Genomic DNA, 25,277 nt, shown 5'->3' with positions numbered 1-25,277 from the left:
ATTTTTCTGCTTTTATAAATATAATTTTTTGTTGAAAATAATTCCAATAATTGGTATTATAATAATGATTTTACAAAAATAAAATTAAATGGGGGATTTATAATGCAGATTAAAAAAATCATTAGTGTAATATCAATTATTTTTATTATAAGTTTTATTCCTATTTATACAAAAGCAAAAATAAATAATATTTTTATAAATAATATAAATAAAGAAATAAATAATATTTTTGAGGGAAAGGAAAATATAAATATAAAAGATTTTTTTAACAAAGAAAATATAAACAACATTTTATCAAATGATATAGAAAAAGAAAAGAACAGAGAAACAAATAATAGTTTAGAAGAAAAAGAACAAATAGAAAATGTAAGATTGATAGAATTTATTAAAGAACTTATAAAGATTTTTTATGAAGAAGAAGTTTTTGAAGATGAAGATTATATTATTTTAGGAGAAGAAAAAGGATATTTAAAAGGGATTCCTAATAGAAATAAGAATGAGATTCTCACAAAGTCTATGGCATCTAGAATAATATGCAATGTATTAGAACTTGAGCCAATATACTCTAAATATTCACTTTTTGAAGATATTAAAAATACTTATAATGAAGCATATATTAATGCAGCTTATGTAAATAATTTAATAGATAGTGAAGATGAAAATATGTTTTATCCCAATAAAAACATAACCAAAAAAGAATTAGAGAATATATTAGAAAAAATAAAAAGATTTAAATATAATACCGATATTTCTAACAGGACAAATGAAAAAGTAAAAAAACTTTTATCAATGACAGAATTTAAATCTCCTTTTAAAAAAATAAATTATGGTTTAGAAATAGGAATTTTAGAAAAAGGGAATAATAAAGTATTTATTAATGGATATTTAATTCCTTCTTTTATGTATAAGGATTCTACTATGATAGTTTTATCAGATCTTCAATACTATGGATTTGATATAGAATTTGATAAAGAAAGTAAAAATATATTTTTATATAGAAATGGAAATAAAAATATTATAGGTATATCAGATGATGAAATTAAAAAAAGAGAAGATGCTCTTATAAAAAAACCTATGATTTATACAAATATAGACGTCTATATAGGAGATAGAAAGATTCCCTCTTATAATGCTAATAATAAGACTATTATTTATATAAAAGATTTATTAGTATTTGGTGATATTATTTGGAATGAAAATGAAAAAGAAATCAGTATAAACTTAATAAAAGAATATAATAAAAAAGATTTAAAGATTGAAATAATAGAAAATAAAATATTAAACCATAGTGATAACACAGTTGATCTAGAGATAGTTAATGTTTGGTATGATGTGAAGAAGAAAGAATTTAATATAGAAGAAGATTCTTTTTACGGAATTCCTAAGAATGGGTATGAAATTTTTGATTTAAGGAAGTATGATTCATATGAAAAATATTTATATATAGGAACAATAATTAAAAGTATAAATTTAAAAGAAAATCCTTTATTTATAGATGAATTAAATTATTTAAAATCAGATAAAATTATTGAATATATGCTAAACATATATAAAAACCTAGAGGAAGAAATTTTATCTTTAGTAAAACCTTCTATAATTATTGGGACAATGAGAAGAAGTGTATCAGGATTTGAAAAGGGAGAAAAAGTAGAAATATTATATGCTGAAGCAGGATACTGGTATCAATGTAAAAGCATAGATGGAAAAAAAGAAGGAAGGATTCCTTGGGGTTCTGTATCAATTCCTGAAGATCCACCAACTAATAAAAATCAAATGACTAAAGAACAGTTAGAAGCATATGTTAATATAAAAGATTTTAAAAGTAATACAGATTATTTTGTATGGACTGATTTAGATAGACAAATTACTCATGTGTTTAAAAAAGAAAATAATAGCTGGAAGCTTGTAAGAAGTATGCTTTGCTCAACTGGGAAAAATATTACTCCAACTCCAAGAGGATTTTTTACAATTAAAGCAAGGGGAGCATACTTTGGAGATGGCTATATGTGTAAAAATTGGGTTCAAATATGGGGGGATTATTTATACCATTCAGTTATTATGGATGCAACAGGGACTTATATTTTAGAAAATAATGTTTTAGGTAAAAGAGCTTCTCATGGATGTATTCGTTTTTCCCTAGAAAATAGTAAATGGTTTTATGATACAATTCCTAGAGATACTACTGTATGGATTAACTAAAAATAAAAAATTTTTTATTTTTTAGAATTAAACTTGACACGAACATAAGTTTCTATTAATCTAATTAGAGAAATGAATATAGAGGAGTTTTATTTATGTCAACAAAAAAACAAGAGAAAAAATACGGAAATGAAAGCATATCTCTTTTAAAAGGAGCAGATAGAGTTAGATTAAGACCTAGTGTTATATTTGGTTCAGATGGACTTAGCGGATGTCAACATGCATTTTTTGAAATTCTTGCTAATGCAATTGATGAAGCTAGGGAAGGTTTTGGAGATAAAATAGAGGTGACTGTATATAAAGATTCTTCAATTATGGTAAAAGATTATGGAAGAGGCATTCCTTTGGATTATAATGAAAAAGAAAAAAGATATAATTGGGAATTAGTATTTTGTGAACTATATGCGGGAGGAAAGTATAATAATAATGATGGTGAAAATTATGAATTTAGTTTAGGATTAAATGGGCTTGGAAGTTGTGCTACTCAATATAGTTCGGAATATATGGATGTAATAGTTTATAGAGATGGATATAAATATGAGTTGCACTTTGAAAAGGGAAATAATATAGGAGGACTTAAAAAAGAAAAAAGTGATAGTAAATATACAGGAACAATTATAAAATGGAAACCAGATATAGAAGTTTTTACTGATATTAATATACCTATTTCTTATTTTAAAGAAACCTTAAAAAAGCAAGCAGTTGTTAATGCAGGAGTAGTATTTGAGTTAAAAGATGAAGTTTCAAATGAAAAATATGTATACTGTTATGAAAATGGTATTGTAGATTATATAAAAGAAATAAATAATGATAAGGGTTTTTCTTCTATTCAATTTTTTGAAACTGAGACTAAAGGAAGAGATAGGGAAGATAAACCAGAATATAAAGTAAAAATGCAAATAGGTTTTTGTTTTAATAACGAAATTAATCTTTTAGAATACTTTCATAATTCTAGTTTCTTAGAGTATGGAGGAGCACCAGATAAAGCAGTAAAAAGTGCCTTTGTATATGCTATAGATAAATATTTAAAAGCTGAGAATAAATATAATAAGGGAGAAAAGAAAATAACTTTTACTGATATTGAAGATAGTTTAATTTTAGTTAGTAATTCATTTTCTACTATAACCAGTTATGAAAATCAAACAAAAAAAGCTATTACTAACACATTTATTCAAGAAGCGATGACTGATTTCTTAAAAAAGAAATTAGAAATATATTTTATAGAAAATAAAGACGAGGCAGAAAAAATAGCAAACCAAATATTAATAAATAAAAGAAGTCGTGAAAAGGCAGAAAAAACAAGGATTGATATAAAAAAGAAGTTAGGCGGGGAAATAGATGTTGTAAATAGAGTTAAAAAGTTTGTAGATTGTAGAACTAAAGATATTAAAAAAAGAGAATTATATATTGTTGAAGGAGATTCTGCTTTAGGGTCTTGTAAATTAGGTCGTAACGCAGAGTTTCAAGCTATAATGCCTGTTAGGGGGAAAATACTTAATTGTTTAAAAGCAGATGATCACAAAATATTTAAAAATGAAATAATTGTAGATCTTCTTAAAGTTTTAGGATGTGGAGTAGAGATTAATAATAGACATAGTAAAGACCTTCATACTTTTGATATAAATAAGCTTAAATGGGATAAAATTATTATTTGTACAGATGCAGATGTGGATGGATATCAAATAAGAACTTTAATTTTAACTATGCTTTATAGACTTGTTCCTACTTTAATAAAAGAAGGAAAAGTGTATATTGCAGAAACTCCCTTATTTGAAATTAGGAGTAGTAGAAAGACTTATTTTGCTTATAATGAAAGTGAAAAAAAGAGAATTTTATCTCAAATAAAAGGTAAATATACAATACAGCGTTCAAAAGGATTAGGAGAAAATGACCCGGATATGATGTGGGAGACCACAATGAATCCAGAAACAAGAAGACTTATAAAAGTTATTCCAGACGATATAGAAAAAACAAAAGAAATTTTTGAAATTCTTTTAGGAGATAAACTAAATGAAAGAAAAGAATACATTTCACAATATGGACACAACTATTTAGATGAAATGGATGTAATATAAAATAAGTAAGGAGAACATCTATGGAAACACTTACAACTATGCAAAAAATTACTGATACTATAAAAGAAAATTATATGCCCTATGCTATGAGTGTAATTGTATCTAGGGCAATTCCAGAAATAGATGGGTTTAAACCATCCCATAGAAAATTATTATATACTATGTATAAGATGGGATTATTACAAGGAAATAGAACAAAATCAGCTAATATTGTAGGGCAAACTATGCGTCTTAATCCCCATGGGGATCAAGCAATATATGAAACAATGGTTCGTCTTACAACAGGAGCAGAATCTTTATTAGTACCTTTTATTGATTCAAAAGGGAATTTTGGTAAACAATATTCAAGGGATATGGCTTATGCAGCTCCTAGATATACAGAAGCTAAATTAGAACCTATTTGCAAGGAATTATTTTCTGATATTGATAAAAACACAGTTGATTTTGTGGATAATTATGATGGAACTATGAAAGAACCTACCCTTTTACCTACTACATTTCCTAATATTTTGGTTAACCCTAATCAAGGAATAGCAGTAGGAATGGCTAATAATTTATGTTCTTTTAATTTAAAAGAAGTATGTAAAGCTACCATAGCTTACCTAAAAAATGAAAATGTAGATTTATCCAAATATATAAAAGCTCCTGATTTTCCAACAGGAGGACAGATAATTTATAATAAAGAAATAATGAATAAAATATTAGAAACAGGTAGAGGTAGTTTTAAGGTTAGGGCGGTATATAATTATGATTCTAAAAATAATGCTATTGAAATTATAGAGATTCCCTATACAACTACGGTAGAAGCTATTATTGATAAAATAGTATCTTTAATTAAATTAGGAAAGATAAAAGAAATATCTGATATTCGAGATGAAACAGATCTTAATGGATTAAAATTAACATTAGATTTAAAAAGAGGAACAAATCCAGAAGATTTAATGAAAAAATTATATAAACTTACTCCTTTAGAAGATAGTTTTAATTGCAATTTTAATATACTTATTGAAGGACGCCCAAAAGTTATGGGCGTAAAAGAAATACTTTATGAATGGACGAAATTTAGAATATCTTGTATTCGTAGAAAATTTCAATACGAAATAAATAAAAAGTCAGAAAAAATGCATCTCTTGTTGGGACTTGAAAAAATATTATTAGATATAGATAAAGCAATAAAAATAATAAGAGATACAGAAAAAGAAAAAGATGTTGTACCTAATTTAATAAAAGGTTTTAAAGTAGATGAAACTCAAGCAGAATTTATTGCAGAAATAAAACTGAGAAATCTTAATAAAGAATATATTCTAAAAAGAACTTCAGAAATAAATAAGCTTAAAGAAGAAATAAAAATACTTTCTGATATAATAGAAGATGATGATAAAATCAAAGATGTAATAAAAAAAGAACTTCAAGAAGTATCAAAAAAATATGGTAAGCCAAGAAAAAGCCAAATTATTCAAGAAGAAAAAATTGAAACCATTTCAGAAGAAGATTTAATAGAAGATTATAATATAAAAATATTTTTAACAGAGCACCAATATATCAAAAAAATTTCTCTAGTTTCTTTACGAGCTAATTCAAAGCATAAATTAAAAGATGGAGACAAAATTTTACAAGAAATAGAAACAACTAATAAAGAAGAAATTTTGTTATTTTCTAATAAACAAAATGTATATAAAATAAAAGCATATGAATTAGAAGATACTAAAGCTAGTAATTTAGGAGATTATATTCCAAATATATTAGAATTAGAAGAAGACGAAGAAATAATTTATATTATTAACGATAATAATTATGAAGGTAACTTATTAATATTTTATGAAAATGGGAAAGGGGTTAAAATTCCTCTTAAGTTTTATAAAACTAAGCAGAGCAGAAAAAAATTAATAAATGGATTTTATAGTCGTTCAAAATGTGTTAGAATTATTTATGTTAAAGAAGATATAGACCTTATATTAAAAAGAAGTGATAATAGATATATACTTATTAATACAAATCTTATTGATACTGTAAGTAAAAGGACTGCTGCAGGGAAGCAAGTAATAAAAAATTCTAAAAGAAGTTATTTAAAAGCAGTATATTGTTTAGATGAATTTAAAGAAGATAATTTAGAAAATTTAAGAGTAAATACTTTACCCGCATTAGGGAAAGTAATTGATATACAAATGAAATTAAATTTTGAGGGGTATGAAGATAATGAAAAGTGATATAAAAGAGATATTATTTACAGAAGAAGAATTATTAAAAAAAGTAGAAGAACTAGGGAAGAAAATCACCAAGGATTACGAAGGTGAAGAACTTACTGTTATAGGAATATTAAAAGGTTCTAATATTTTTATGGGAGATTTAATTAGAAAAATAGATATTCCTGTTTATATCGATTTTATGGTTGTATCAAGCTATGGACAATCTACAGAAAGTAGTGGAGTAGTAAAAGTTTTAAAAGATTTAGAACATAGTATAGAAGGAAAAAATGTTTTAATAGTAGAGGATATTATAGATACAGGACTTACTTTAGATTATTTAAAATCAAATTTACTTAGAAGAAAGCCTAAATCTCTTAAAATATGTACTCTTTTAGATAAACCAGCAAGAAGAAAAATTGATTTAAAAATAGATTATAAAGGGTTTGAAATCCCTGATGAATTTATTGTAGGGTATGGTATAGATTATGCAGAAAAATATAGAAATCTTCCTTACGTTGCAGTATTAAAAGAAGAAGCATATAAATAAAATGCAGAAGAATTTTCTTCTGCATTTTTTATATTCCCCAGAAGTCAATTATTTTATCAACTATATATTTTTCTTCCTGATATGAAGTATCTATGATCATTGAAGGAATAGACGAAATTTTACATAAATTTATAAATTTTTCTTGTTGTATCATAAAATTTTTAATTATTTCTTTTTCTGTATCACCGTATCTTTTTAGATATTCTAACCAACAGCTTTCTTTTCTACGAAATAATCTTTTATAAAGCATATCTTCATTTACAGTAAAAAGACATATTTTACAACCTAATAAAGATAACTTAGTATCAATTGGTTTTACCATATCCCAAGTAATATGAGGATAATGGCATACATGGGTTAAATGAAATCTTTCAAAAATATAAGATATTTTAGATTCTTCATAACTTTTACCATTCCAATCTCTTTCATTAAGCCTTTTATCAAGTCTTTTTAAAGTATTAATGATATCCCATAGTAAATTTAGATTATCTTCTATTTTTAAAATATTTTCTCTATCTTTTTTTTCAAGAATTCTTTGAGTTTGGTGTTCGGTATAAACTATAGTAGAAAGAGCTTTTCTATTAATATAAGTATTATTTTTTAGTAAGCATTTTAAAATAGTAGTTTTCCCAGAACCAGAAATGCCTTCAAAAACAAGTCCATTCATATTATTATTTATCATTTCACTCACCATTTCATATTTAATATTAATGTTTTTATTATGGACTAAAGTAAAAGCTTTTGTCAAATAAGTGAAAAGTTTGACAAAAAATTAACTATATCATATACTAAGGTTGAAATATAATAAGGGGAGTGAATAATATTGATAGTCGAAGTATGTATAGGAAGTGCTTGTCATTTAAAGGGAGCTTATGAAGTAGTCAGTATATTAGAACAATTAATTAAAAAAAATAATTTACAAGATAAAATAATAGTAAAGGGCTCTTTTTGTTTGGGAAATTGTACAAAAGCAGTATCCGTTAGAATTAATAATAAAATTTATTCAGTTCAACCAGAAACAGTGCAAGATTTTTTTGAGAAAGAACTTCGAAGGAAGGTTGAAGTATGCAAATTATGAATTTTTCTGCCGCTAATTGCAAGAATTGTTATAAATGTGTAAGATTTTGTCCAGTAAAGGCTATAAAAATTGATAATTACCAAGCCAAGATTATAGAAGATAGGTGTATTGCTTGTGGACACTGTTTTATGGTTTGTCCTCAAAATGCAAGAAATATAAAAAGTGACCTTGATAAAATAAAACTTGCAATTGAAGGAGAAAAAAAAGTAATTGCATCCATAGCTCCTTCTTTTGCAAGTTTTTTTGAAGAACCTAAAAAATTAATTACAGCATTAAAAAAATTAGGATTTGAATATGTAGAAGAAACTGCTATAGCAGCAGAAGAAATAACAAATAGATATATAAAATATATAGAATATAATAAACCAGAAAATATAATTACAAGTTGTTGTCCATCGGTTAATTTTTTAGTACAAAGATATTATCCAAAGATTATTCCATATATGTTGCCTATAATATCACCTATGCTTGCTCATGGACAAATATTAAAAAAAAGATACGAAAATAGTTATGTAGTATTTATAGGGCCGTGTATTTCAAAAAAATGTGAGGCAGCAGGAAATATTTCTAATAAATGCATTGATGCAGTATTAACTTTTGAAGAATTAGTACAATGGCTAGAGGATAGAGAAATTAATATAAATGAGTTAGAAGAAACTCCTTTAGAAAATATAGCTGGTAAAAAGGGAAGTATATACCCTATTGCAGGGGGAATTTTGACTGGAATGAAAGAAGTTGTAGATAAATACGGATATGACATTATAAAAGTAGATGGAACTAAACAATGTAAAGAGTTATTTGAAAGTATAAAACAAGGCGATTTAAAAAATGTATGTGTAGAAGCTAGTGTTTGTGAAGGAGGTTGTGTAGGAGGTCCAGGAGTTCCTAAAAAATCAAAAAGTATATATGTTAGAAAAATGAATTTAAAAAAATATTTATTAAACAAACCTAAAACTACGGAAAAAAGCACTATTTTAGATTGGGAAGGAATTGAGTTTAGTAGAACATTTGTAGATAAAAGTATAAAAAGAAATTTACCTAGCGAAGAAGATTTAAAAAAAATTCTTAGAAAAATGGGGAAATATGAAAAAAGTGATGAGTTAAATTGCGGAGCTTGCGGTTATGATACCTGTAGAGAAAAAGCTAAAGCCGTATATGAAGGAATGTCCCAATTAGAAATGTGTATGCCTTATATGAGGAGTAAAGCTGAAAAGATTAGCAATATTATATTTGAAAAATCTCCCAATGCAGTATTTATTTTAGATGAAGATTTGATGGTAAAAGAATTTAATCCTGCTGCAGAAGAAATGTTTCATATAACTCAGAAACAAATAAAGTCAAAACCAATTTCTACAATAATAGATGATACGGATTTTAGAACAGTTATAGAGACAAAAAAGAGCATTTTTGATAAAAAAGTATATTATACAAACTATGGAGTAATTGTTTTAAAAAATATACTTTTCCTTGAAAAACAAAATATGATTTTAGTTATACTTCTTAATTTGACCTCAGAAGAAAAAAGAAAAAGAGAATTAGCAGAAGTTAAGCAAAGTACTTTAGATATTGCTCAAAAGGTTATAGAAAAACAAATGAGGGTAGCTCAAGAAATTGCTAGTTTATTAGGAGAAACAACAGCAGAAACAAAGGTGACCCTAACAAAACTAAAACAAATAGTACTAGGAGAAGATGGTGAAAGAAAATGAGCTATTATATTGATGTGGCATATAATAGTATTTATAAAGAAGGAGAAGAATTATGTGGAGACCATGTAGAAATAACACGAATAGAAGATGGAATAATTATTGTTATGGCAGATGGCCTTGGAAGTGGAGTTAAAGCTAATATATTAGCTACATTAACATCTAAAATAGCAGTTACTATGTTAAAAGAAGGTGCTAGTTTAGATGAAACAGTAGATACTATTATTCATACTTTACCAGAATGTCAAATAAGAAAATTAGCCTATTCCACTTTTACTATTATTAAAGTTTATAATGATGGAAAGATATATATAGCAGAATATGATAATCCACCATTTTTTTTATTCCATTCTGGAGTAGATAGAGTAGTAAAAAAACAAAAAAATATAATAAATAAAAAAACAATATTAGAAAGCAGATTTACGATAGATGATAAAGATTTACTAGTAGTAGTTAGTGATGGAGCAATTCATGCAGGTGTTGGTAAATTACTTAATTTAGGATGGCGCTGGGAAAATATAAATGACTATTTAAGAGATCTTTCTATTGTTGAAAAAAATTCAAAAGATATAACAGGAAATTTACTTGGAGTATGTGAAAATTTATATGATGGAAAACCAGGAGACGATACTACTGTTATAACTATAAAGCTCAGGAAACCAGAAGTAGTAAATTTGTTTACTGGTCCTCCTAAAAAACGAGAAGACGATTCTAAAGTGATAAAAGAGTTAATGAATAAAAAAGGTAAAATTGTAATTTGTGGTGGAACAACAGCTAATATTGCATCTAGAGAATTAAATAGAGAGATTATAGTAGATACTAACAGTTATACTAAAAATCTCCCACCCATAGCTAAAATAGAAGGAATTGATTTAGTAACTGAAGGAGTATTAACTCTTAATCAATGTGTAGAAATTATAAAAAAATATATTAATACTTCTTGTTATAGTGAATTAAATAAGATAGAAGGAGATGATGGGGCTACAAAACTTGCAAGACTTTTAATTAATGATTGTACTCATTTAAATCTTTGGGTGGGTAAAGCCATTAATCCTGCTCATCAAAATCCAGATTTTCCTATGGATTTTAATATAAAAATAAAAATAGTAAATGAATTAGTTGAATGCATGAAAAAATTAGGAAAAGAAGTTACAATTAAGTATGTTTAAATATAAAATCCCTTAGTTTAACTTAAAACTAAGGGATTTATGCTCTTTCTTCTTTTCTAAATTGTTTTTTGGTAAATTTTTTAATAAATAAATAAAATTTAGGTAATGTTTCAGTATAGATTGCTACATAAAGAATAAAGCTCATAATAAGTCCATACATAACATCGAGAATAGAATGTTGTTTAATCATTACTGTAGACATAATAATTAATATATTAGAAATAAAAGATGCTATTTGCAATTTTTTCATTTTACTTAGTGTTTTATTTTTCCTAAGAGCTATAAATACAGCCATGGAATCTATTACATGCATACTAGGAGCAGAGTTAGTAGGGTTGTCTATTGTATAAATATGGTTAATTAACTTATAAAAAATATTTGTATCATTTATAACTGGCCTTAAATTTTGCCCATTAGGGAAAATAAGAAATATTATATAGCAAATAGTCATTCCACCGAACATAAACATGGCAAGTCGATAAAAATCTTTTTTACAATTAAATCCTAAAAAAACTAAGGAAGCGGTAATATAAAAGTACCAAAATATATAAGGTATAATCATTATAGGAACAAAAGGGATGTAATCATCAATTGGATGATACATATAATATTTTGGAACAGTAATTTTGTTTAAAATTTGATATCCAAGTCCAATAACAAGATAATAAAGTAAAATAAAAAAATGACGATTTTTACTTAAAAAATTTTTTATATATGTCATACAATCCCTCTCTACTTGTATTAGTACACTTGTAATAGTATAGCCTATTTATGGGAAAAAATCAATATAATTATTAAAAATATCAAAAAAAATATAAAAATATTTTCTTTTATTTTTATTTTTTAGTTATATTTATATTTACGATAAAAAAATAGTAAGCTATAATTTAATTTAAAAAAGTTGTTACACTTACAAAGGAGGATAGATATGGATATTACTATAAGAAAAGCTGAAGATAGAGATATAGAAGCTATGATGGATATTTATAATTATTATGTTTTGAATACTTGTGTTACCTTTGATTTAGAAAAAAAAGACATACAAAATAGAAAAAAATGGTTTGAAACCCATAATGAAAATTATCCTATAATAATAGCAGAATATAAAAATAAAGTTGTCGGATATGCTTGTTTATCTAGTTTTAGACCTTTATACAATAATACAGTAGAAAATTCTATTTATATACATAGAGATTATAAAAATATAGGAGTAGGAAGTTTGTTGATGAAAGAGCTTATTAAAATAGCTTCTAAGCTAAATTACCATGTTATAGTAGCTGTGATTGAACAAGATAATGAAGAAAGTATAAAATTTCATGAAAAATTTGGATTTAAATATATGGGAAGCTTAAAAGAAGTTGGATATAAATTCAATCAATGGAGAAATGTAGTTTTTTATCAATTAACTTTATAGAAATAAAGACTTTATTAATATTTATATATTGGAGGGAAATGCAATTTTAAATACGATTTTATTTGATTTAGATGGAACACTTTTACCTTTAAATATGGATATTTTTATAAAAATTTTTTTAGAACAAATTAGCAAAACGTTTTCTTATTTTATGAATCCTAAAGAATTTATAGATAATATTTATAAAGCGCTTAATGATATGGTAGAAAATACTGAATACAGAATTAATGAAGAAATTTTTATGGAATCATGTAAAAAATATATTAATGAAAAAGATATTAAAGAATTAAAAAAAGATTAGATATATTTTACGATAAAGAATTTTTAAAAACAAGAGAAGCAGTTATAGATATCCCAATAATCAAAGAAACTATAAAAATTTTAAAACAAAAAAAATATAATATGGTAGTAGCAACTAATCCAATTTTCCCTAAAAAAGCTATATTGCATAGAATAAAATGGGCTGGATTTGATCCAGAGGATTTTATGCATATAACTTCCTATGAAGAAAGTCATTATTGTAAACCTAAAATTCAATTTTATGAAGAAATATTAAAAAAAATTAATAAAATTCCAGAAGAATGTATGATGGTAGGAAATAACGTAGAAGAAGATTTAATAGCCGGAGAATTGGGAATTAAAACATATTTAATAGAAGATTTTATTATTAATTCCTCCAATACTAATTTTATTAGTACTTATAAAGGTAATTATAATGATTTTTACAAATTTGTAAATAACTTACCGGATTTAAATGATTAAAATAAAAAAAATAGGGAAAAATATTAGTGTAAAGTATCATTGTTATGAAAAGTAAAATTATTTTTCATAACTAATTGACATTAGGTCAAATATATGATACTTTTAAATAGGCAGTATGCCAAATAAATTTTTGTTTTGGAGGATTTTTAAATGAAAAAAGGTACAGTAAAATGGTTTAATGCAGAGAAAGGATTTGGCTTTATTTCTGTAGAGGGAGAAGATGATGTATTTGTACATTTCTCTGCTATCCAAGGAGAAGGTTTTAAAACTTTGGAAGAAGGTCAAGCGGTAGAATTCGAAGTTGTAGAAGGAGCCAGAGGACCTCAAGCAGCGAATGTATCTAAATTATAATAAGGATAATTATTATATATTTAAATATATATCGCTACACAAAAATGCCACCCAAATGGGTGGTATTTTTGTATAGAAAAACATGCACAAACTTTAGAAGATAGATAAATTATATCATAATAAAATTGTATATACATAAAATAGTTATATTATTTTAATTTTTATGATATAATTTATACAACTTTTTAATACTTGAGGAGGAAATATAATGAAACAAATAAAATATAAAAGTACCCGTGGAGGACAAAAAAATATCTCCCCTTCCCAAGCCATTATTCAAGGGATTGCTAGTGACGGGGGATTATTTGTCCCAGAAGAGATGCCAAAATTAGAATATTCTTTAGAAAAATTAAAAGATATGAATTATCAAAAATTAGCATATACTATTATGCAACATTTCTTGACAGATTTTACAGAAGATGAATTAAGAGAATGTGTTAATAAAGCCTATGATACAAAATTTGATACTCCTAAAATTGCTCCTGTAGTGAAAAAAGATGGAGTATATTTTTTAGAATTATTTCATGGTCCTACTTTAGCTTTTAAAGATATGGCTTTATCCATACTTCCTTATCTTTTAAAAACAGCTGCTAAAAAACTTAATATAGAGAAAGAAATAGTGATATTAACAGCTACATCAGGAGACACAGGAAAAGCAGCTTTAGAAGGATTTGCTAATGTAGAAGGGACAAAAATAATAGTATTTTTCCCTCAAGATGGAGTTAGTGAAATTCAAAAACGTCAAATGACAACTCAAACAGGTAATAATACTTATGTAATAGGAATTGAAGGTAATTTTGATGATGCTCAAAATGGAGTAAAAGAAATATTTGGAGATAAAGAATTTAATAAAAAATTAAATGAAAATAACTATATGTTATCATCTGCTAATTCAATAAATATAGGAAGATTAGTTCCCCAAGTAGTATATTATTTTTATGCTTATTTTCAAATGGTTAAAGAAAAGGAAATATCCCTTGGAGATATTTTTAATGTGGTAGTACCAACAGGAAATTTTGGAAATATACTAGCAGCTTATTATGCTAAGCAGATGGGACTTCCTGTGGGGAAATTAATATGTGCATCTAATGATAATAAAGTATTATATGATTTCTTTAATACAGGGAAATATGATAAAGACAGAGAATTTATTCTTACTATCTCACCTTCTATGGATATACTTATTTCTAGTAATTTAGAAAGGTTAATATTTAAAATAGCAGGAGAAGATACAAATAAGACAAAAGAATTAATGGAAACATTAAAAGTCAAAGGAAATTATGAGATTACGAATGAGATGAAAGAAAGATTAGGAGATTTTTATGGAGGATTTGCAACTCAAGAAGAAACTCTTAAACGTATAAAAGAATTATTTGAAAAAACAGGATATCTAATAGATACTCATACAGCAGTAGCATATGCTGTATATAAAGATTATGTAAGCAAAACAAAAGATATGACTAAAACAGTTATAGCTTCTACTGCAAGTCCATATAAGTTTACTACCAGTGTTATGGGAGCTATAGATAAAAAGTATAAAGATTATTCAGATTTTGAACTAATAGAAAAAATGAATGAATTAACTAAAAAAGATATCCCAAAAGGAATAAAAGATATTGATAAAAGACCAATTCTTCATAATAAGGTTTGTAAAAAGAATGATATGAAAAAAGTAGTAGAAGAAATATTATAAAATATGGCTCTTTGTTAATATTTGGAGTAGAATCTTAAAAATTCTGCTCCACTATTGACTTTGAGTCTACTTTAATGTAAAAATAAGTTTTTGTAGCATATATAAACTTTTATAAAAATTTTTTAAATTATAGTCATATACCTAATATTTATTAATAAGACTTAAAATTATAATTTATTTTTTTATGCGTTTGACATTAATAAATTTATATATCGAAATTTCTTATAGTTTTATTAAATAAAACTGTTAGCAAAAGTGTAAAAAAACAATATTGCATTTGAACAAAAAATATGTTAATAATAAATTGATTATTTTATCCGAAGAAAGGTAGTGGTGTTAGGGTTGGGAAAAAAACTGGCTTTATATGGATTTAACAATCTTACAAAATCTCTTAGTTTTAATATTTATGATGTATGTTATGCAGAAAGTCAAAGAGAACAAAAAGAATATATAGAGTATATAGATGAACAATATAATTCAGAAAGGCTTACTGAAATTTTATGTGAAGTAACTGACATAATAGGAGCACATATTCTTAATATTTCAAAGCAGGATTATGACCCGCAAGGAGCATCTGTAAATGTTTTAATAGCAGAAGAGCCACTAATGCCAGATCAAGTAGATGACAGCTGTAACCAAGGAATTTTAGAAGATATATATAGCATAAGCCGGGATACTATTCATGCTCATTTAGATAAAAGCCATGTTACAGTTCATACTTTTCCGGAGTACCATCCCGATAATGCTATTTCTACCTTTCGTGTAGATATTGATGTATCTACTTGTGGGAAAATTTCGCCTTTAAATGCATTAAATTTTCTAATAAATAGTTTTGATTCAGATATTATTACTATTGACTACAAAGTTCGAGGATTTACAAGGGATATTCATAGAAATAAATATTTTATAGATCATAATATAAAGTCAATTCAAGACTATATAGATGAAAAAATATTAGAAAAATATGATTCGGTTGATGTAAATGTATATCAAACTAATACTTTTCATACAAAAATGCTTATAAAAGAAATAGACTTGCAGAATTATCTTTTTAATAAAGACATACATGAAATTTCTCCTAGAAAAAGATTAGAGATAATGGAACAACTTCGAAAGGAAATGATAGATATTTTTAGTGGTATGAACATATATGGAGGTAATTAAAATTGGAACAAAAAAAGGCCCCCATATATGAAGCTTTGCTAAAACATAAACTTGAAAGAATAGTGCATTTTGATGTTCCAGGGCATAAAGGAGGAAGAGGGAATAAAGAACTTACGGAGTTTCTAGGAGAAAACTGTCTTAAGGTTGATGTAAATTCTATGAAGCCCCTTGATAATTTAAACCATCCAGTATCAGTTATAAAATATGCTCAAGAATTAGCTGCAGAAGCGTTTGGTGCTAACAGTTGCTTTTTTATTGTCAATGGTACAACAGCGGCTGTTCAAGCTATGGTAATGTCTGTTTGTAAAGCTGGAGAAAAAATTATTATGCCTCGTAATGTACATAAAAGTGCTATAAATGCTCTTGTATTATCTGGAGCAATTCCTGTGTATGTTAATCCCGGTATTAATAAAAGACTTGGGATAGCTTTAGGTATGTCTATTATAGATATAGAAAAAACAATCAAAAAAAATCCAGATGCTAAAGCTATTTTAGTAAATAATCCTACTTATTATGGAATATGTTCTAATTTAAGAAAAATAGTAGAAATAGCTCATAAATATAACATGATGGTGCTTGTAGATGAAGCTCATGGAACACATTTTTATTTTGAAGAAAATTTGCCTGTTTCGGCTATGGAAGCAGGAGCGGATATGGCAGCTGTGAGCATGCATAAAACAGGAGGTTCATTAACTCAGAGTTCTATACTTTTATGCGGCGAAAATGTTAATAGTGACTATATTAGACAAGTAATAAATCTTACTCAAACAACAAGTGCTTCTTATTTGCTGTTATCTTCTCTTGATTTAGCCAGAAAAAATTTAGTTTTAAATGGCAAAGAAATTATTAGAAAAATTATAGAACTTTCTCAATATGCAAGAGATGAAATAAATAAACTTGGCGGTTATTATGCTTTTTCTAAAGAACTAATTGATAGAGATGCAATATATGATTTTGATATTACAAAACTTTCTGTAAATACTAGAGATATTGGCCTTTCTGGAGTAGAAGTATATGATATTCTTAGAGATGAATATGGCATACAAATAGAATTTGGAGATTTAAGTAATATTCTTGCAGTAATATCATCTGGAGACAGAGATATGGAGATAGAAAGATTAGTTTCAGCTCTTTATGAAATTAAGAGGATTTATTCTAAAGATTCTACATCTATATATGACCATAATTATATAAATCCTGAAGTAGTATATACGCCTCAAAAAGCGTTTTATAGTAATAAAAAGTCTGTGCCTATTAAAAATAGTAAGGGTAAAATAAGTGGTGAATTTATAATGGCTTATCCTCCTGGTATTCCTATATTAGCTCCTGGAGAAAGAATAACAGAAGAGATAATAGATTATATAATTTATAATAAAGAAAAAGGAAGCTTACTTATGGGGACAGAAGATATGAACATTGAGAATATAAAAGTTATGGAGGAATAATATGGAACTTTGGTTTACAGAAAAACATATAGAAAATGCAAGATTTTCAATTAAAATAAAAAAACAATTATTCAGTGAACAAAGTCAGTTCCAAAGAATAGATATATTAGAATCCTATAATTTTGGGAAAATATTAGTTTTAGATGGATATTTAATGATTACAGAAAAAGATGAATTTATTTATCATGAAATGATAACTCATGTACCTATGGCAGTAAATCCTGAAATAAAAGATGTTCTTGTAATAGGAGCTGGTGATGGGGGGACAATACGGGAACTTACACGATATAAAACAATACAAAAAATTGACATGGTTGAAATAGATGAAATGGTAGTAAAAACATGTAAAAAATACATCCCCCAAACAGCTTCTAAATTAGATGACAGTAGAGTTAATATATATTTTGAAGATGGATTAAAATATGTACGTAGTAAAAAAGAAGAATATGATTTAATTATTGTTGATTCAACTGACCCTTTTGGACCAGGAGAAGGATTATTTACAAAAGAATTTTATGGGAATTGCTATAAAGCATTAAAAGAAAATGGAATTTTAATCAATCAGCATGAAAGTCCTTATTATCCAAAAGATGCACTAGCAATGCAGAAAGCTCATAAAAAAATAAAATCTGTTTTTCCACTGGCTTATGTTTATCAAGCTCACATACCCACATATCCTTCAGGACATTGGTTGTTTGGGTTTGCTTCTAAAGGATTTAATCCTGTTGATGATTTAAAAGCACAAAAGTGGAATTCTCTAGGATTAAAAACTAGATATTATAATACAGAATTACATAAGGGATGTTTTGCACTTCCTAACTATGTAAAGGAGCTTTTGAAAAATGCATAAAAATATTCATACTATATTAGGGTGTGATAAGAATTATAATGATAGTAAAATAGTGGTATTTGGAGCTCCTTTCGATGGAACTACTTCATATCGACCGGGGGCCAGATTTGCTAGTTCAGCTATTAGGAATGAAAGTTATTCTATAGAAACTTATAGTCCATATCAAGATAAAGATTTAGAAGATATATATGTGTTTGATGGAGGAGACTTAGAACTTCCCTTTGGCAATGTACAAAAAGTATTAGAGAAAATAGAAAAATATGTTTTTAAAATAATAAAAGATGATAAAATTCCATTAATGATTGGAGGAGAGCATTTAGTAACTTTAGGAGCAGTTCAAGGAATAGTAAAAAAATATAAAAATCTTCATATAATCCATTTTGATGCTCATGCTGATTTAAGAGATGAATATTTAGGAGAAAAATTATCCCATGCTACGGTTATAAGACGCTGCTGGGATTTAGTAGGCGATGATAAAATATTTCAGTTTGGTATTAGAAGCGGTTGTAGAGAAGAAATCTATTGGGGAAAAATGCATGTTAAAACATGTTTTTTTAATTTTGATAATTTAAATTTAATAGTTGAAAGATTGAAAGATAAGCCTGTTTATTTAACAGTAGATTTAGATGTACTAGATACTTCTGTATTTCCAGGGACGGGAACTCCGGAAGCAGGAGGAGTAACTTTTAATGAATTATTACATGCTCTAAAAAAAGTATCAAAGTTAAATATTGTAGGCTTGGATATAACAGAATTATCTCCGCCTTTAGATATAACAGGAGCTTCAACTGCCCTGGCTTGTAAACTTCTTAGAGAGCTACTTTTATTAATTTATAAATAGGAGGAATGTAAATGGGAAAAGCATTGATAATTGGAGCAGGTGGAGTAGGCAGTGTAGTTGCCCATAAATGTGTTCAAGCTCCTGAAGTTTTTGAAGAAATTTGTATAGCTAGTAGAACAAAATCAAAATGTGATGAATTAAAGCAAAAATTAGATGGAGGAAAAACAAAAATTCAAACTGCTCAAGTTGACGCAAATAATACAGAAGAAATTATTAATTTAATTAATAAATTTAAACCTGATATTGTAATAAACGTAGCATTACCATATCATGATCTTCCAATTATGGATGCATGTCTTGCTACAAAGACCGATTATGTTGATACAGCTAACTATGAGCCTCCAGATATACCTAAATTCGAATACAAATGGCAGTGGGCATATAAAGATAAGTTTAAGGATGCAGGGATAACAGCTCTTTTAGGAAGTGGATTTGACCCAGGAGTAACGGGAGTATTTACAGCTTATGCTAAAAAACATCATTTTGATGAAATACATTATGTTGATATATTAGATGCTAATGCAGGAGACCATGGTTATCCTTTTGCTACAAATTTTAACCCAGAAATTAACATTCGTGAAATAACAGCAAAAGGAAGTTATTGGGAAAATGGAAAATGGATTGAAACAGAACCCTTAGAAATAAAAAGAAAATATAATTTTCCTGAAATTGGAGAAATGGATATATACCTTTTACATCACGAAGAAATAGAATCCTTAGCAAAAAATATAAAAGGGGTAAAAAGAATAAGATTTTGGATGACTTTTTCAGAAAAATATTTAACTCATCTTCAAGTTTTACAAAATGTAGGAATGACTTCTATAGAGCCTATTGAATTTCAAGGAATGAAAATTCAGCCTTTACAATTTTTAAAGGCAGTACTTCCTGATCCAGCAACTTTAGGTCCAAGGACAAAAGGGAAAACTAATATTGGATGTATTTTCCAAGGCATAAAAGATGGTAAAAAGAAGACTTATTATCTCTATAATGTTTGTGATCATCAAGAATGCTATAAAGAAGTAGGTTCACAGGCAGTTTCTTATACAGCAGGGGTACCAGCAATGATTGGAGCATTAATGGTGATGACTGGTAAGTGGAAAAAACCTGGAGTATTTAATGTAGAAGAATTTGATCCCGATCCTTATATGGATGCATTAAATAAGTATGGATTACCATGGAAAGAAAGTTTTTCCCCAGAGCTTATAGATTAGGAGGAGAAAATGAATAAGATAGATATAAATTTTAGTAAAGTACCATCTCCAGCGTATGTAGTTGATGAAAGACTTATAATAAAAAATTTGGAAATTTTAAAAAACGTAATGGATAGAACAAGATGCCGTATTCTTCTTGCACAAAAAGCTTTTTCTATGTTTTCTTTATATCCTTTAATAGGACAGTACTTAAGCGGTACTGCTGCAAGTTCACTATTTGAAGCAAGGCTTGGGTATGAAGAGATGAAAGGAAAAGAAGTTCATATATACTCTCCAGCATACAGGGAAGAAGAATTTGATGAAATTATGAACTTTTGTGATCACATAATATTTAATTCATTTTCTCAATGGAATAAATATAAGGATAAAATTAAAAATTCAGAGAAAAAAATTGAGTGTGGATTACGCATTAATCCAGAATATTCTGAGATAAAAACAGAAATTTATAATCCTTGTGCTAAAGGTTCAAGGCTTGGAATAACATTAAAGAACTTTAAAGAAGATGAACTTGATGGAATTGATGGCCTCCATTTTCATACTATGTGTGAGCAAAATTCAGATGTATTAGAACGTACTATAAAAATCGTAGATGAGAAATTTGGGAAATATTTAAAGAAAATGAAGTGGATTAACTTAGGGGGAGGTCATCATATTACAAGACCTGATTATGATATTGAAACATTAATTAAAGTCATAATATCTCTAAAAGAAAAGTATGATTTAGAAGTTTATTTAGAACCTGGAGAAGCTATAGCTTTAAATGCAGGATATCTTGTAACTAGAGTACTTGATATAATTAATAACGAGATAGATATTGCTATTTTAGATACTTCTGCAGCTTGCCATATGCCTGATGTTATAGAAATGCCATACAGACCTAATATAATAGGAGCTGGTAAACCAGGAGAATATCCTTATACTTATAGACTTGGAGGAGTTACCTGCCTTGCAGGGGATATAATAGGGGATTATTCTTTTAAGAAACCTTTAAAAATAGGTGATATATTAGTTTTTACTGATATGGCTATATATACAATGGTAAAAAATAACACATTCAATGGAATTAATTTACCATCTATAGTTAATTATAATGATAAAGATGGAATAAAAATAATTAGACAATTTGGATATGAGGATTTTAAAAGTCGTTTATCGTAATATATTTAATCATAACCACCCGTTTTACGGGTGGTTATAATTTTTAACAATAATTAATCTTCTATAATTTCCTTAAGAGAATTTATAAGTCTTTGATTTTGTTCTGGTAGTAAAAAGCAAAATCTCATATATCTAGAATCTAAGAAAGGAAAGCTACTGGCATCTCTTATAAGCATTTTTTGTTTAATTAATTTTTCAAATATATCTGATGAAGTAATATCATTTCTAAGTAGTTTAAATAAAATGAAATTTGCAGTAGGTTTATATACTTTAATATTTTTTAAATTTTTAAGAGAATTATATATTTTATCTCTTTCAGAATTTATAAGTTTTTTTGTAGCTTCTATATATTCCATATCTTCTAGCATAATTTCAGCTCCAAAGGAAGCTAATATATTTATAGTCCAAGGATTTTTAATTTCATTTATTTTATTTACTAAATCCATATTACCACACAAGCCATATCCAAAACGAAGCCCAGGAGCAGAGAAAAATTTAGAAATTCCTCTAAGAATAATAATATTATCAAAATATTTTATCAAAGGTACAGAACTTATATTGTCCATATTTTTAGCAAACTCTATATATGTTTCATCAATCATAACAAAGATATTTTTATTTTTACAATATGATAAAATTTCTTCAAGATTAGTTCTAGATATAGCAGAGCTAGTAGGATTATTAGGATTACATAAAATTAAAAGGTCTATATCTTCAGTTAAGCTTTTTTTAAAATTATTAATATCAATTTCAAAGTTTAGCTCTTCTTTTAAAGGGTAATACTCTATATGTCCCCCATTTAAAATAACTTCCCTTTCATATTCTGAATAAGTAGGTCCTATGATTAAAGCTTTTTTAGGATGAATTAGATTAATAAAAAGGGAGATAAGTTCTGTTGAACCATTGCCTACCAATATAGATTCAAAATCAGCACCTGTATATATAGAAAGTTTTTGACGAAGTTTTGTGTATTTTCTATCTGGATATGTGGAGATTAAATCTAAATTTTTAGCTAATTCTTTTTTAGCTTTCGGAGAGATTCCTAAAGGATTTACATTAGAACTAAAATCAATAATTTCATTTCTAGGAATTTTATAAAAGGTTTCTATAGCTTCAAGATCTCCACCATGTAAATAATGTTTCGATTTTTCCATAGTATTCTCCTCTTTATAAATAAATTTTTATATATTATACATTAAATTTAATTATATCATATTATTTACGCAAGAGTTTTTAATAAAAAAATATTTTTAAATAATAAATTATTAAAAATATATAAAAAAAGTAGTTATAATATATAAATTATTTTAAAAAAGAAATTAAAAAAGCTTAAAATTATACAATAAAAAACATATATTCTGAATAATTTGACTAAATATTTAAGAAACTATATATAAGGATATTAAGATATATATATAAATTTTAAATAGTTATAAAAATAAAAATATTGACATTCAACAAAATTATTGTTATTATAAAGAAAACGTTTACTGTGTGTTTTGACACAGTTTTTTTATAAACAAAACAGAAAACGTTTACTATATATCAAATATTTTTATAATAGGTTTATTGTAAGAGGTGATATTGTAAATGGGGAAAAAAGCTCCAACAATTTCTGATATAGCAAAGCTTGCTAATGTTTCCATTGCGACAGTATCTAGAGTATTAAATAATACTAATTATCCGGTTAAAAAAGAAGTAAGAGAAAAAGTATTAAAAATAGCTAAAGAATTAAATTATAAACCAAATATTTTTAGTAAGATGTTAAAGGGAGGCATGAGTAGAGAGATTGGAGTAATTATACCTAGTATTACAAATCCTTTTTATGCTCAGTTAATTTCTGCTGTAGAAAAAGAATGTATAAATAGAGATTATGTGCCTATTGTTTGTAGTTCATATAATAGTTCTAAATTAGAAAAAAAACATCTAGATATGTTATTACAGAAACAAGTAGCAGGAATGCTTATATCTACTATTAATACGAGTAAAACATTTTTAAAAAGTTTGTCTAGTTATAATATGAAGTTTGTATTATTTGACCAAAACTATGAAGATTTAGAATATGATAGTGTATCCTTTGACTTCTATAAAAGTAGTTATCTTGCTGTAGAATATTTAATCAAATGTGGACATAAAGATATAGCTTTTTTAACTGCCCCTATAGATAGAAAAAGTAGAAAAATGATATATAAGGGATACAAACAAGCTTTAAGAGATAATGGATTAAGATTTAATAGAAAAAGGGTAGTTATATCTTCTATAAAAGATATGGAATTTCAGGGAGAAAGAGAATATGAAAACGGCAAAAAATTGGTTAAGATGCTTCTAAAATCAGAAACATTACCAGATGCCATTGTAGCTATAAATGACATGACTGCTATTGGGATTATAAAAGAATTAATGAGTAATAAGATAGATGTTCCTAATGATATATCAGTTATTGGATTTGATAATATTTCAATTGGTGAAATGATAAATCCGTCTCTTACAACAATGCATCAACCTGCATATAAAACTGGAACTTTAGCTGCAAAAATGCTTTTAGACAGAATAGAAGGCAAAGAGATAGAAAATAATAAGATAATTTTACAACCTACTCTTATTGAAAGAAATTCAGTTAAAAAAATACACATAAAATTAAGGAGGTAATACAATGAAACAATTAAAATTTGGGGAAATAGATTTAAAGATTTTTGAAACAAGAGAAGAAATGGGAAAGGTAGCAGCAAAGGAGGCAGCAGAAGTAATTAAAGAATTGCTTTCTAAAAAAGAAGAAATAAACTGTATTTTTGCAGCGGCTCCATCACAAAATGAATTTTTAAAAAGTTTAGCAGAAAATAAAGACATTGATTGGAGCAGGATAAATGCATACCATATGGATGAATATATTGGATTTGAGATAGGAGATAGTAGGTCCTTTAGTGGTTTTCTAAATAATGCCATTTTTAAAAAAGTTCCTTTTAAATCAGTTAATTTGTTAAATGGACTTGCTGATCCTGAAGAAGAATGTAAAAGATATGGAGAATTAATAAAAAATAGTCATATTGATATTGTTTTTATGGGAATTGGCGAAAATGGACATATTGCTTTTAATGATCCAAGTGTTGCCAATTTTAAAGATGAAAAGATTGTTAAAGTAGTTGAATTAGAAGAATCTTGTAGAATACAGCAAGTTAATGATGGATGTTTTCCTACTATAGAAGATGTTCCTAAAAAAGCCATAACTCTTACTATTCCTACTTTATTAAATACTGATTATATTTTTTGTATTGTTCCAACAATTAATAAGGCAAATGCAGTTGCTTCAGCATTAAAGGGAGAAATTACTGAAAAATGTCCTGCTTCCATTTTGCGTATTACAAAAAATGTCAATATGTATATTGATGAGGCATGTGCATCAAAATTGTAGATAATATATTGGGGGAGTCTAG

23 protein-coding genes are annotated in these 25,277 nt (G+C 26.6%); 20 read left to right on the top strand and 3 right to left on the bottom strand.

What is annotated here, in order from left to right; all coding sequences use genetic code 11:
* Positions 1-102 precede the first annotated feature (102 nt).
* The 4 genes from OM90_RS04530 to hpt all read left to right on the top strand — a co-directional run bounded on the left by OM90_RS04530 (position 103) and on the right by hpt (position 7,007).
* Positions 103-2,199, top strand: a complete 2,097-nt coding sequence (locus tag OM90_RS04530; RefSeq protein ID WP_058485712.1) for a L,D-transpeptidase family protein — start codon at positions 103-105, stop codon at positions 2,197-2,199.
* Positions 2,200-2,294: 95 nt separating this feature from the next.
* Positions 2,295-4,274: a DNA gyrase/topoisomerase IV subunit B gene (locus tag OM90_RS04525; RefSeq protein ID WP_058485711.1), complete on the top strand. Its 1,980-nt coding sequence runs from the start codon at positions 2,295-2,297 to the stop codon at positions 4,272-4,274.
* A gap of 20 nt (positions 4,275-4,294) precedes the next feature.
* Complete coding sequence (locus OM90_RS04520; protein WP_058485710.1) at positions 4,295-6,481, top strand: DNA gyrase subunit A; 2,187 nt, start codon at positions 4,295-4,297, stop codon at positions 6,479-6,481.
* Positions 6,471-7,007: a hypoxanthine phosphoribosyltransferase gene (hpt, locus tag OM90_RS04515; protein ID WP_193391926.1), complete on the top strand. Its 537-nt coding sequence runs from the start codon at positions 6,471-6,473 to the stop codon at positions 7,005-7,007. The genes OM90_RS04520 and hpt overlap by 11 nt, the downstream gene beginning before the upstream one ends.
* 28 nt (positions 7,008-7,035) lie before the next feature.
* On the opposite strand, the gene OM90_RS04510 is transcribed toward hpt, so the two are convergent.
* The gene (locus OM90_RS04510; RefSeq protein ID WP_058485708.1) at positions 7,036-7,689 is read right to left on the bottom strand and encodes a hypothetical protein; all 654 of its coding nucleotides are present in this window, start codon (positions 7,687-7,689) and stop codon (positions 7,036-7,038) included.
* Positions 7,690-7,830: 141 nt separating this feature from the next.
* Between OM90_RS04510 and OM90_RS04505 the strand changes: the two genes are divergently transcribed.
* From OM90_RS04505 to OM90_RS04495, 3 genes are read left to right on the top strand one after another with little or no spacing between them, the layout of a single operon-like run.
* Complete coding sequence (locus OM90_RS04505; protein ID WP_144428539.1) at positions 7,831-8,085, top strand: (2Fe-2S) ferredoxin domain-containing protein; 255 nt, start codon at positions 7,831-7,833, stop codon at positions 8,083-8,085.
* Positions 8,073-9,791, top strand: coding sequence for a [Fe-Fe] hydrogenase large subunit C-terminal domain-containing protein (locus tag OM90_RS04500; protein WP_058485706.1), 1,719 nt, complete (start codon positions 8,073-8,075; stop codon positions 9,789-9,791). The genes OM90_RS04505 and OM90_RS04500 overlap by 13 nt, the downstream gene beginning before the upstream one ends.
* Positions 9,788-10,957 carry a SpoIIE family protein phosphatase gene (locus tag OM90_RS04495; protein ID WP_058485705.1) on the top strand — a complete coding sequence of 390 codons (1,170 nt, stop codon included), beginning with the start codon at positions 9,788-9,790 and terminating at the stop codon, positions 10,955-10,957. The genes OM90_RS04500 and OM90_RS04495 overlap by 4 nt, the downstream gene beginning before the upstream one ends.
* 37 nt (positions 10,958-10,994) lie before the next feature.
* Here OM90_RS04495 and OM90_RS04490 read toward each other — a convergent pair whose 3' ends face one another.
* On the bottom strand, positions 10,995-11,678 hold the full coding sequence (locus tag OM90_RS04490) for a phosphatase PAP2 family protein (protein ID WP_064505497.1): 684 nt from the start codon (positions 11,676-11,678) through the stop codon (positions 10,995-10,997).
* Between the two features lie 207 nt (positions 11,679-11,885).
* Between OM90_RS04490 and OM90_RS04485 the strand changes: the two genes are divergently transcribed.
* The 11 genes from OM90_RS04485 (at position 11,886) to nspC (ending at position 21,846) form a co-directional block, all read left to right on the top strand.
* Positions 11,886-12,371 (top strand): GNAT family N-acetyltransferase, encoded by a 486-nt coding sequence (locus tag OM90_RS04485; protein ID WP_058485704.1) that lies wholly within the window; start codon positions 11,886-11,888, stop codon positions 12,369-12,371.
* 94 nt (positions 12,372-12,465) lie between these two features.
* On the top strand, positions 12,466-12,672 hold the full coding sequence (locus OM90_RS12355; protein ID WP_207643862.1) for a hypothetical protein: 207 nt from the start codon (positions 12,466-12,468) through the stop codon (positions 12,670-12,672).
* Positions 12,657-13,133, top strand: coding sequence for an HAD family hydrolase (locus OM90_RS12255; protein WP_084757963.1), 477 nt, complete (start codon positions 12,657-12,659; stop codon positions 13,131-13,133). The genes OM90_RS12355 and OM90_RS12255 overlap by 16 nt, the downstream gene beginning before the upstream one ends.
* A gap of 150 nt (positions 13,134-13,283) precedes the next feature.
* Positions 13,284-13,484, top strand: a complete 201-nt coding sequence (locus tag OM90_RS04470) for a cold-shock protein (RefSeq protein ID WP_058485701.1) — start codon at positions 13,284-13,286, stop codon at positions 13,482-13,484.
* Positions 13,485-13,692: 208 nt separating this feature from the next.
* On the top strand, positions 13,693-15,177 hold the full coding sequence (gene thrC, locus OM90_RS04465; RefSeq protein ID WP_058485700.1) for a threonine synthase: 1,485 nt from the start codon (positions 13,693-13,695) through the stop codon (positions 15,175-15,177).
* 342 nt (positions 15,178-15,519) lie between these two features.
* Positions 15,520-16,341 (top strand): adenosylmethionine decarboxylase, encoded by an 822-nt coding sequence (speD, locus tag OM90_RS04460; protein ID WP_330381830.1) that lies wholly within the window; start codon positions 15,520-15,522, stop codon positions 16,339-16,341.
* Between the two features lie 2 nt (positions 16,342-16,343).
* A complete protein-coding gene (locus OM90_RS04455; RefSeq protein WP_058485698.1) occupies positions 16,344-17,786 on the top strand; it encodes an aminotransferase class I/II-fold pyridoxal phosphate-dependent enzyme in 1,443 nt (480 codons plus the stop codon).
* Position 17,787: 1 nt separating this feature from the next.
* Positions 17,788-18,636 carry a polyamine aminopropyltransferase gene (gene speE, locus OM90_RS04450; RefSeq protein ID WP_058485697.1) on the top strand — a complete coding sequence of 283 codons (849 nt, stop codon included), beginning with the start codon at positions 17,788-17,790 and terminating at the stop codon, positions 18,634-18,636.
* Positions 18,629-19,477 carry an agmatinase gene (speB, locus tag OM90_RS04445; RefSeq protein WP_058485696.1) on the top strand — a complete coding sequence of 283 codons (849 nt, stop codon included), beginning with the start codon at positions 18,629-18,631 and terminating at the stop codon, positions 19,475-19,477. The genes speE and speB overlap by 8 nt, the downstream gene beginning before the upstream one ends.
* A gap of 11 nt (positions 19,478-19,488) precedes the next feature.
* Complete coding sequence (locus OM90_RS04440) at positions 19,489-20,688, top strand: saccharopine dehydrogenase family protein (RefSeq protein WP_058485695.1); 1,200 nt, start codon at positions 19,489-19,491, stop codon at positions 20,686-20,688.
* A 9-nt stretch (positions 20,689-20,697) separates the two neighbouring features.
* Positions 20,698-21,846: a carboxynorspermidine decarboxylase gene (gene nspC, locus OM90_RS04435; protein ID WP_058485694.1), complete on the top strand. Its 1,149-nt coding sequence runs from the start codon at positions 20,698-20,700 to the stop codon at positions 21,844-21,846.
* Between the two features lie 53 nt (positions 21,847-21,899).
* Here nspC and OM90_RS04430 read toward each other — a convergent pair whose 3' ends face one another.
* Complete coding sequence (locus OM90_RS04430; RefSeq protein WP_058485693.1) at positions 21,900-23,000, bottom strand: pyridoxal phosphate-dependent aminotransferase; 1,101 nt, start codon at positions 22,998-23,000, stop codon at positions 21,900-21,902.
* Between the two features lie 436 nt (positions 23,001-23,436).
* Between OM90_RS04430 and OM90_RS04425 the strand changes: the two genes are divergently transcribed.
* Positions 23,437-24,495: a LacI family DNA-binding transcriptional regulator gene (locus OM90_RS04425; RefSeq protein ID WP_058485692.1), complete on the top strand. Its 1,059-nt coding sequence runs from the start codon at positions 23,437-23,439 to the stop codon at positions 24,493-24,495.
* Between the two features lie 4 nt (positions 24,496-24,499).
* The gene (locus OM90_RS04420; protein WP_058485691.1) at positions 24,500-25,255 is read left to right on the top strand and encodes a glucosamine-6-phosphate deaminase; all 756 of its coding nucleotides are present in this window, start codon (positions 24,500-24,502) and stop codon (positions 25,253-25,255) included.
* Positions 25,256-25,277: the final 22 nt, after the last annotated feature.

It is taken from the genome of Defluviitalea phaphyphila (genome assembly GCF_001466305.1).
In the GTDB taxonomy this organism is placed as follows: domain Bacteria; phylum Bacillota; class Clostridia; order Lachnospirales; family Defluviitaleaceae; genus Defluviitalea_A; species Defluviitalea_A phaphyphila.
This window is presented reverse-complemented; position numbering and strand designations above follow the sequence as displayed.

Coding starts and splice junctions, on each gene's coding strand:
- thrC (WP_058485700.1), top strand. CDS start 13,693: ATGAAACAAATAAAATATAAAAGTACCCGTGGAGGACAAAAAAATATC.
- OM90_RS04530 (WP_058485712.1), top strand. CDS start 103: ATGCAGATTAAAAAAATCATTAGTGTAATATCAATTATTTTTATTATA.
- OM90_RS04470 (WP_058485701.1), top strand. CDS start 13,284: ATGAAAAAAGGTACAGTAAAATGGTTTAATGCAGAGAAAGGATTTGGC.
- OM90_RS04525 (WP_058485711.1), top strand. CDS start 2,295: ATGTCAACAAAAAAACAAGAGAAAAAATACGGAAATGAAAGCATATCT.
- hpt (WP_193391926.1), top strand. CDS start 6,471: ATGAAAAGTGATATAAAAGAGATATTATTTACAGAAGAAGAATTATTA.
- OM90_RS04490 (WP_064505497.1), bottom strand. CDS start 11,678: ATGACATATATAAAAAATTTTTTAAGTAAAAATCGTCATTTTTTTATT.
- OM90_RS04440 (WP_058485695.1), top strand. CDS start 19,489: ATGGGAAAAGCATTGATAATTGGAGCAGGTGGAGTAGGCAGTGTAGTT.
- OM90_RS04420 (WP_058485691.1), top strand. CDS start 24,500: ATGAAACAATTAAAATTTGGGGAAATAGATTTAAAGATTTTTGAAACA.
- speE (WP_058485697.1), top strand. CDS start 17,788: ATGGAACTTTGGTTTACAGAAAAACATATAGAAAATGCAAGATTTTCA.
- speB (WP_058485696.1), top strand. CDS start 18,629: ATGCATAAAAATATTCATACTATATTAGGGTGTGATAAGAATTATAAT.
- OM90_RS04510 (WP_058485708.1), bottom strand. CDS start 7,689: ATGATAAATAATAATATGAATGGACTTGTTTTTGAAGGCATTTCTGGT.
- OM90_RS04425 (WP_058485692.1), top strand. CDS start 23,437: ATGGGGAAAAAAGCTCCAACAATTTCTGATATAGCAAAGCTTGCTAAT.
- OM90_RS04485 (WP_058485704.1), top strand. CDS start 11,886: ATGGATATTACTATAAGAAAAGCTGAAGATAGAGATATAGAAGCTATG.
- OM90_RS04495 (WP_058485705.1), top strand. CDS start 9,788: ATGAGCTATTATATTGATGTGGCATATAATAGTATTTATAAAGAAGGA.
- OM90_RS12355 (WP_207643862.1), top strand. CDS start 12,466: ATGGATATTTTTATAAAAATTTTTTTAGAACAAATTAGCAAAACGTTT.
- OM90_RS04520 (WP_058485710.1), top strand. CDS start 4,295: ATGGAAACACTTACAACTATGCAAAAAATTACTGATACTATAAAAGAA.
- OM90_RS04500 (WP_058485706.1), top strand. CDS start 8,073: ATGCAAATTATGAATTTTTCTGCCGCTAATTGCAAGAATTGTTATAAA.
- OM90_RS04430 (WP_058485693.1), bottom strand. CDS start 23,000: ATGGAAAAATCGAAACATTATTTACATGGTGGAGATCTTGAAGCTATA.
- nspC (WP_058485694.1), top strand. CDS start 20,698: ATGAATAAGATAGATATAAATTTTAGTAAAGTACCATCTCCAGCGTAT.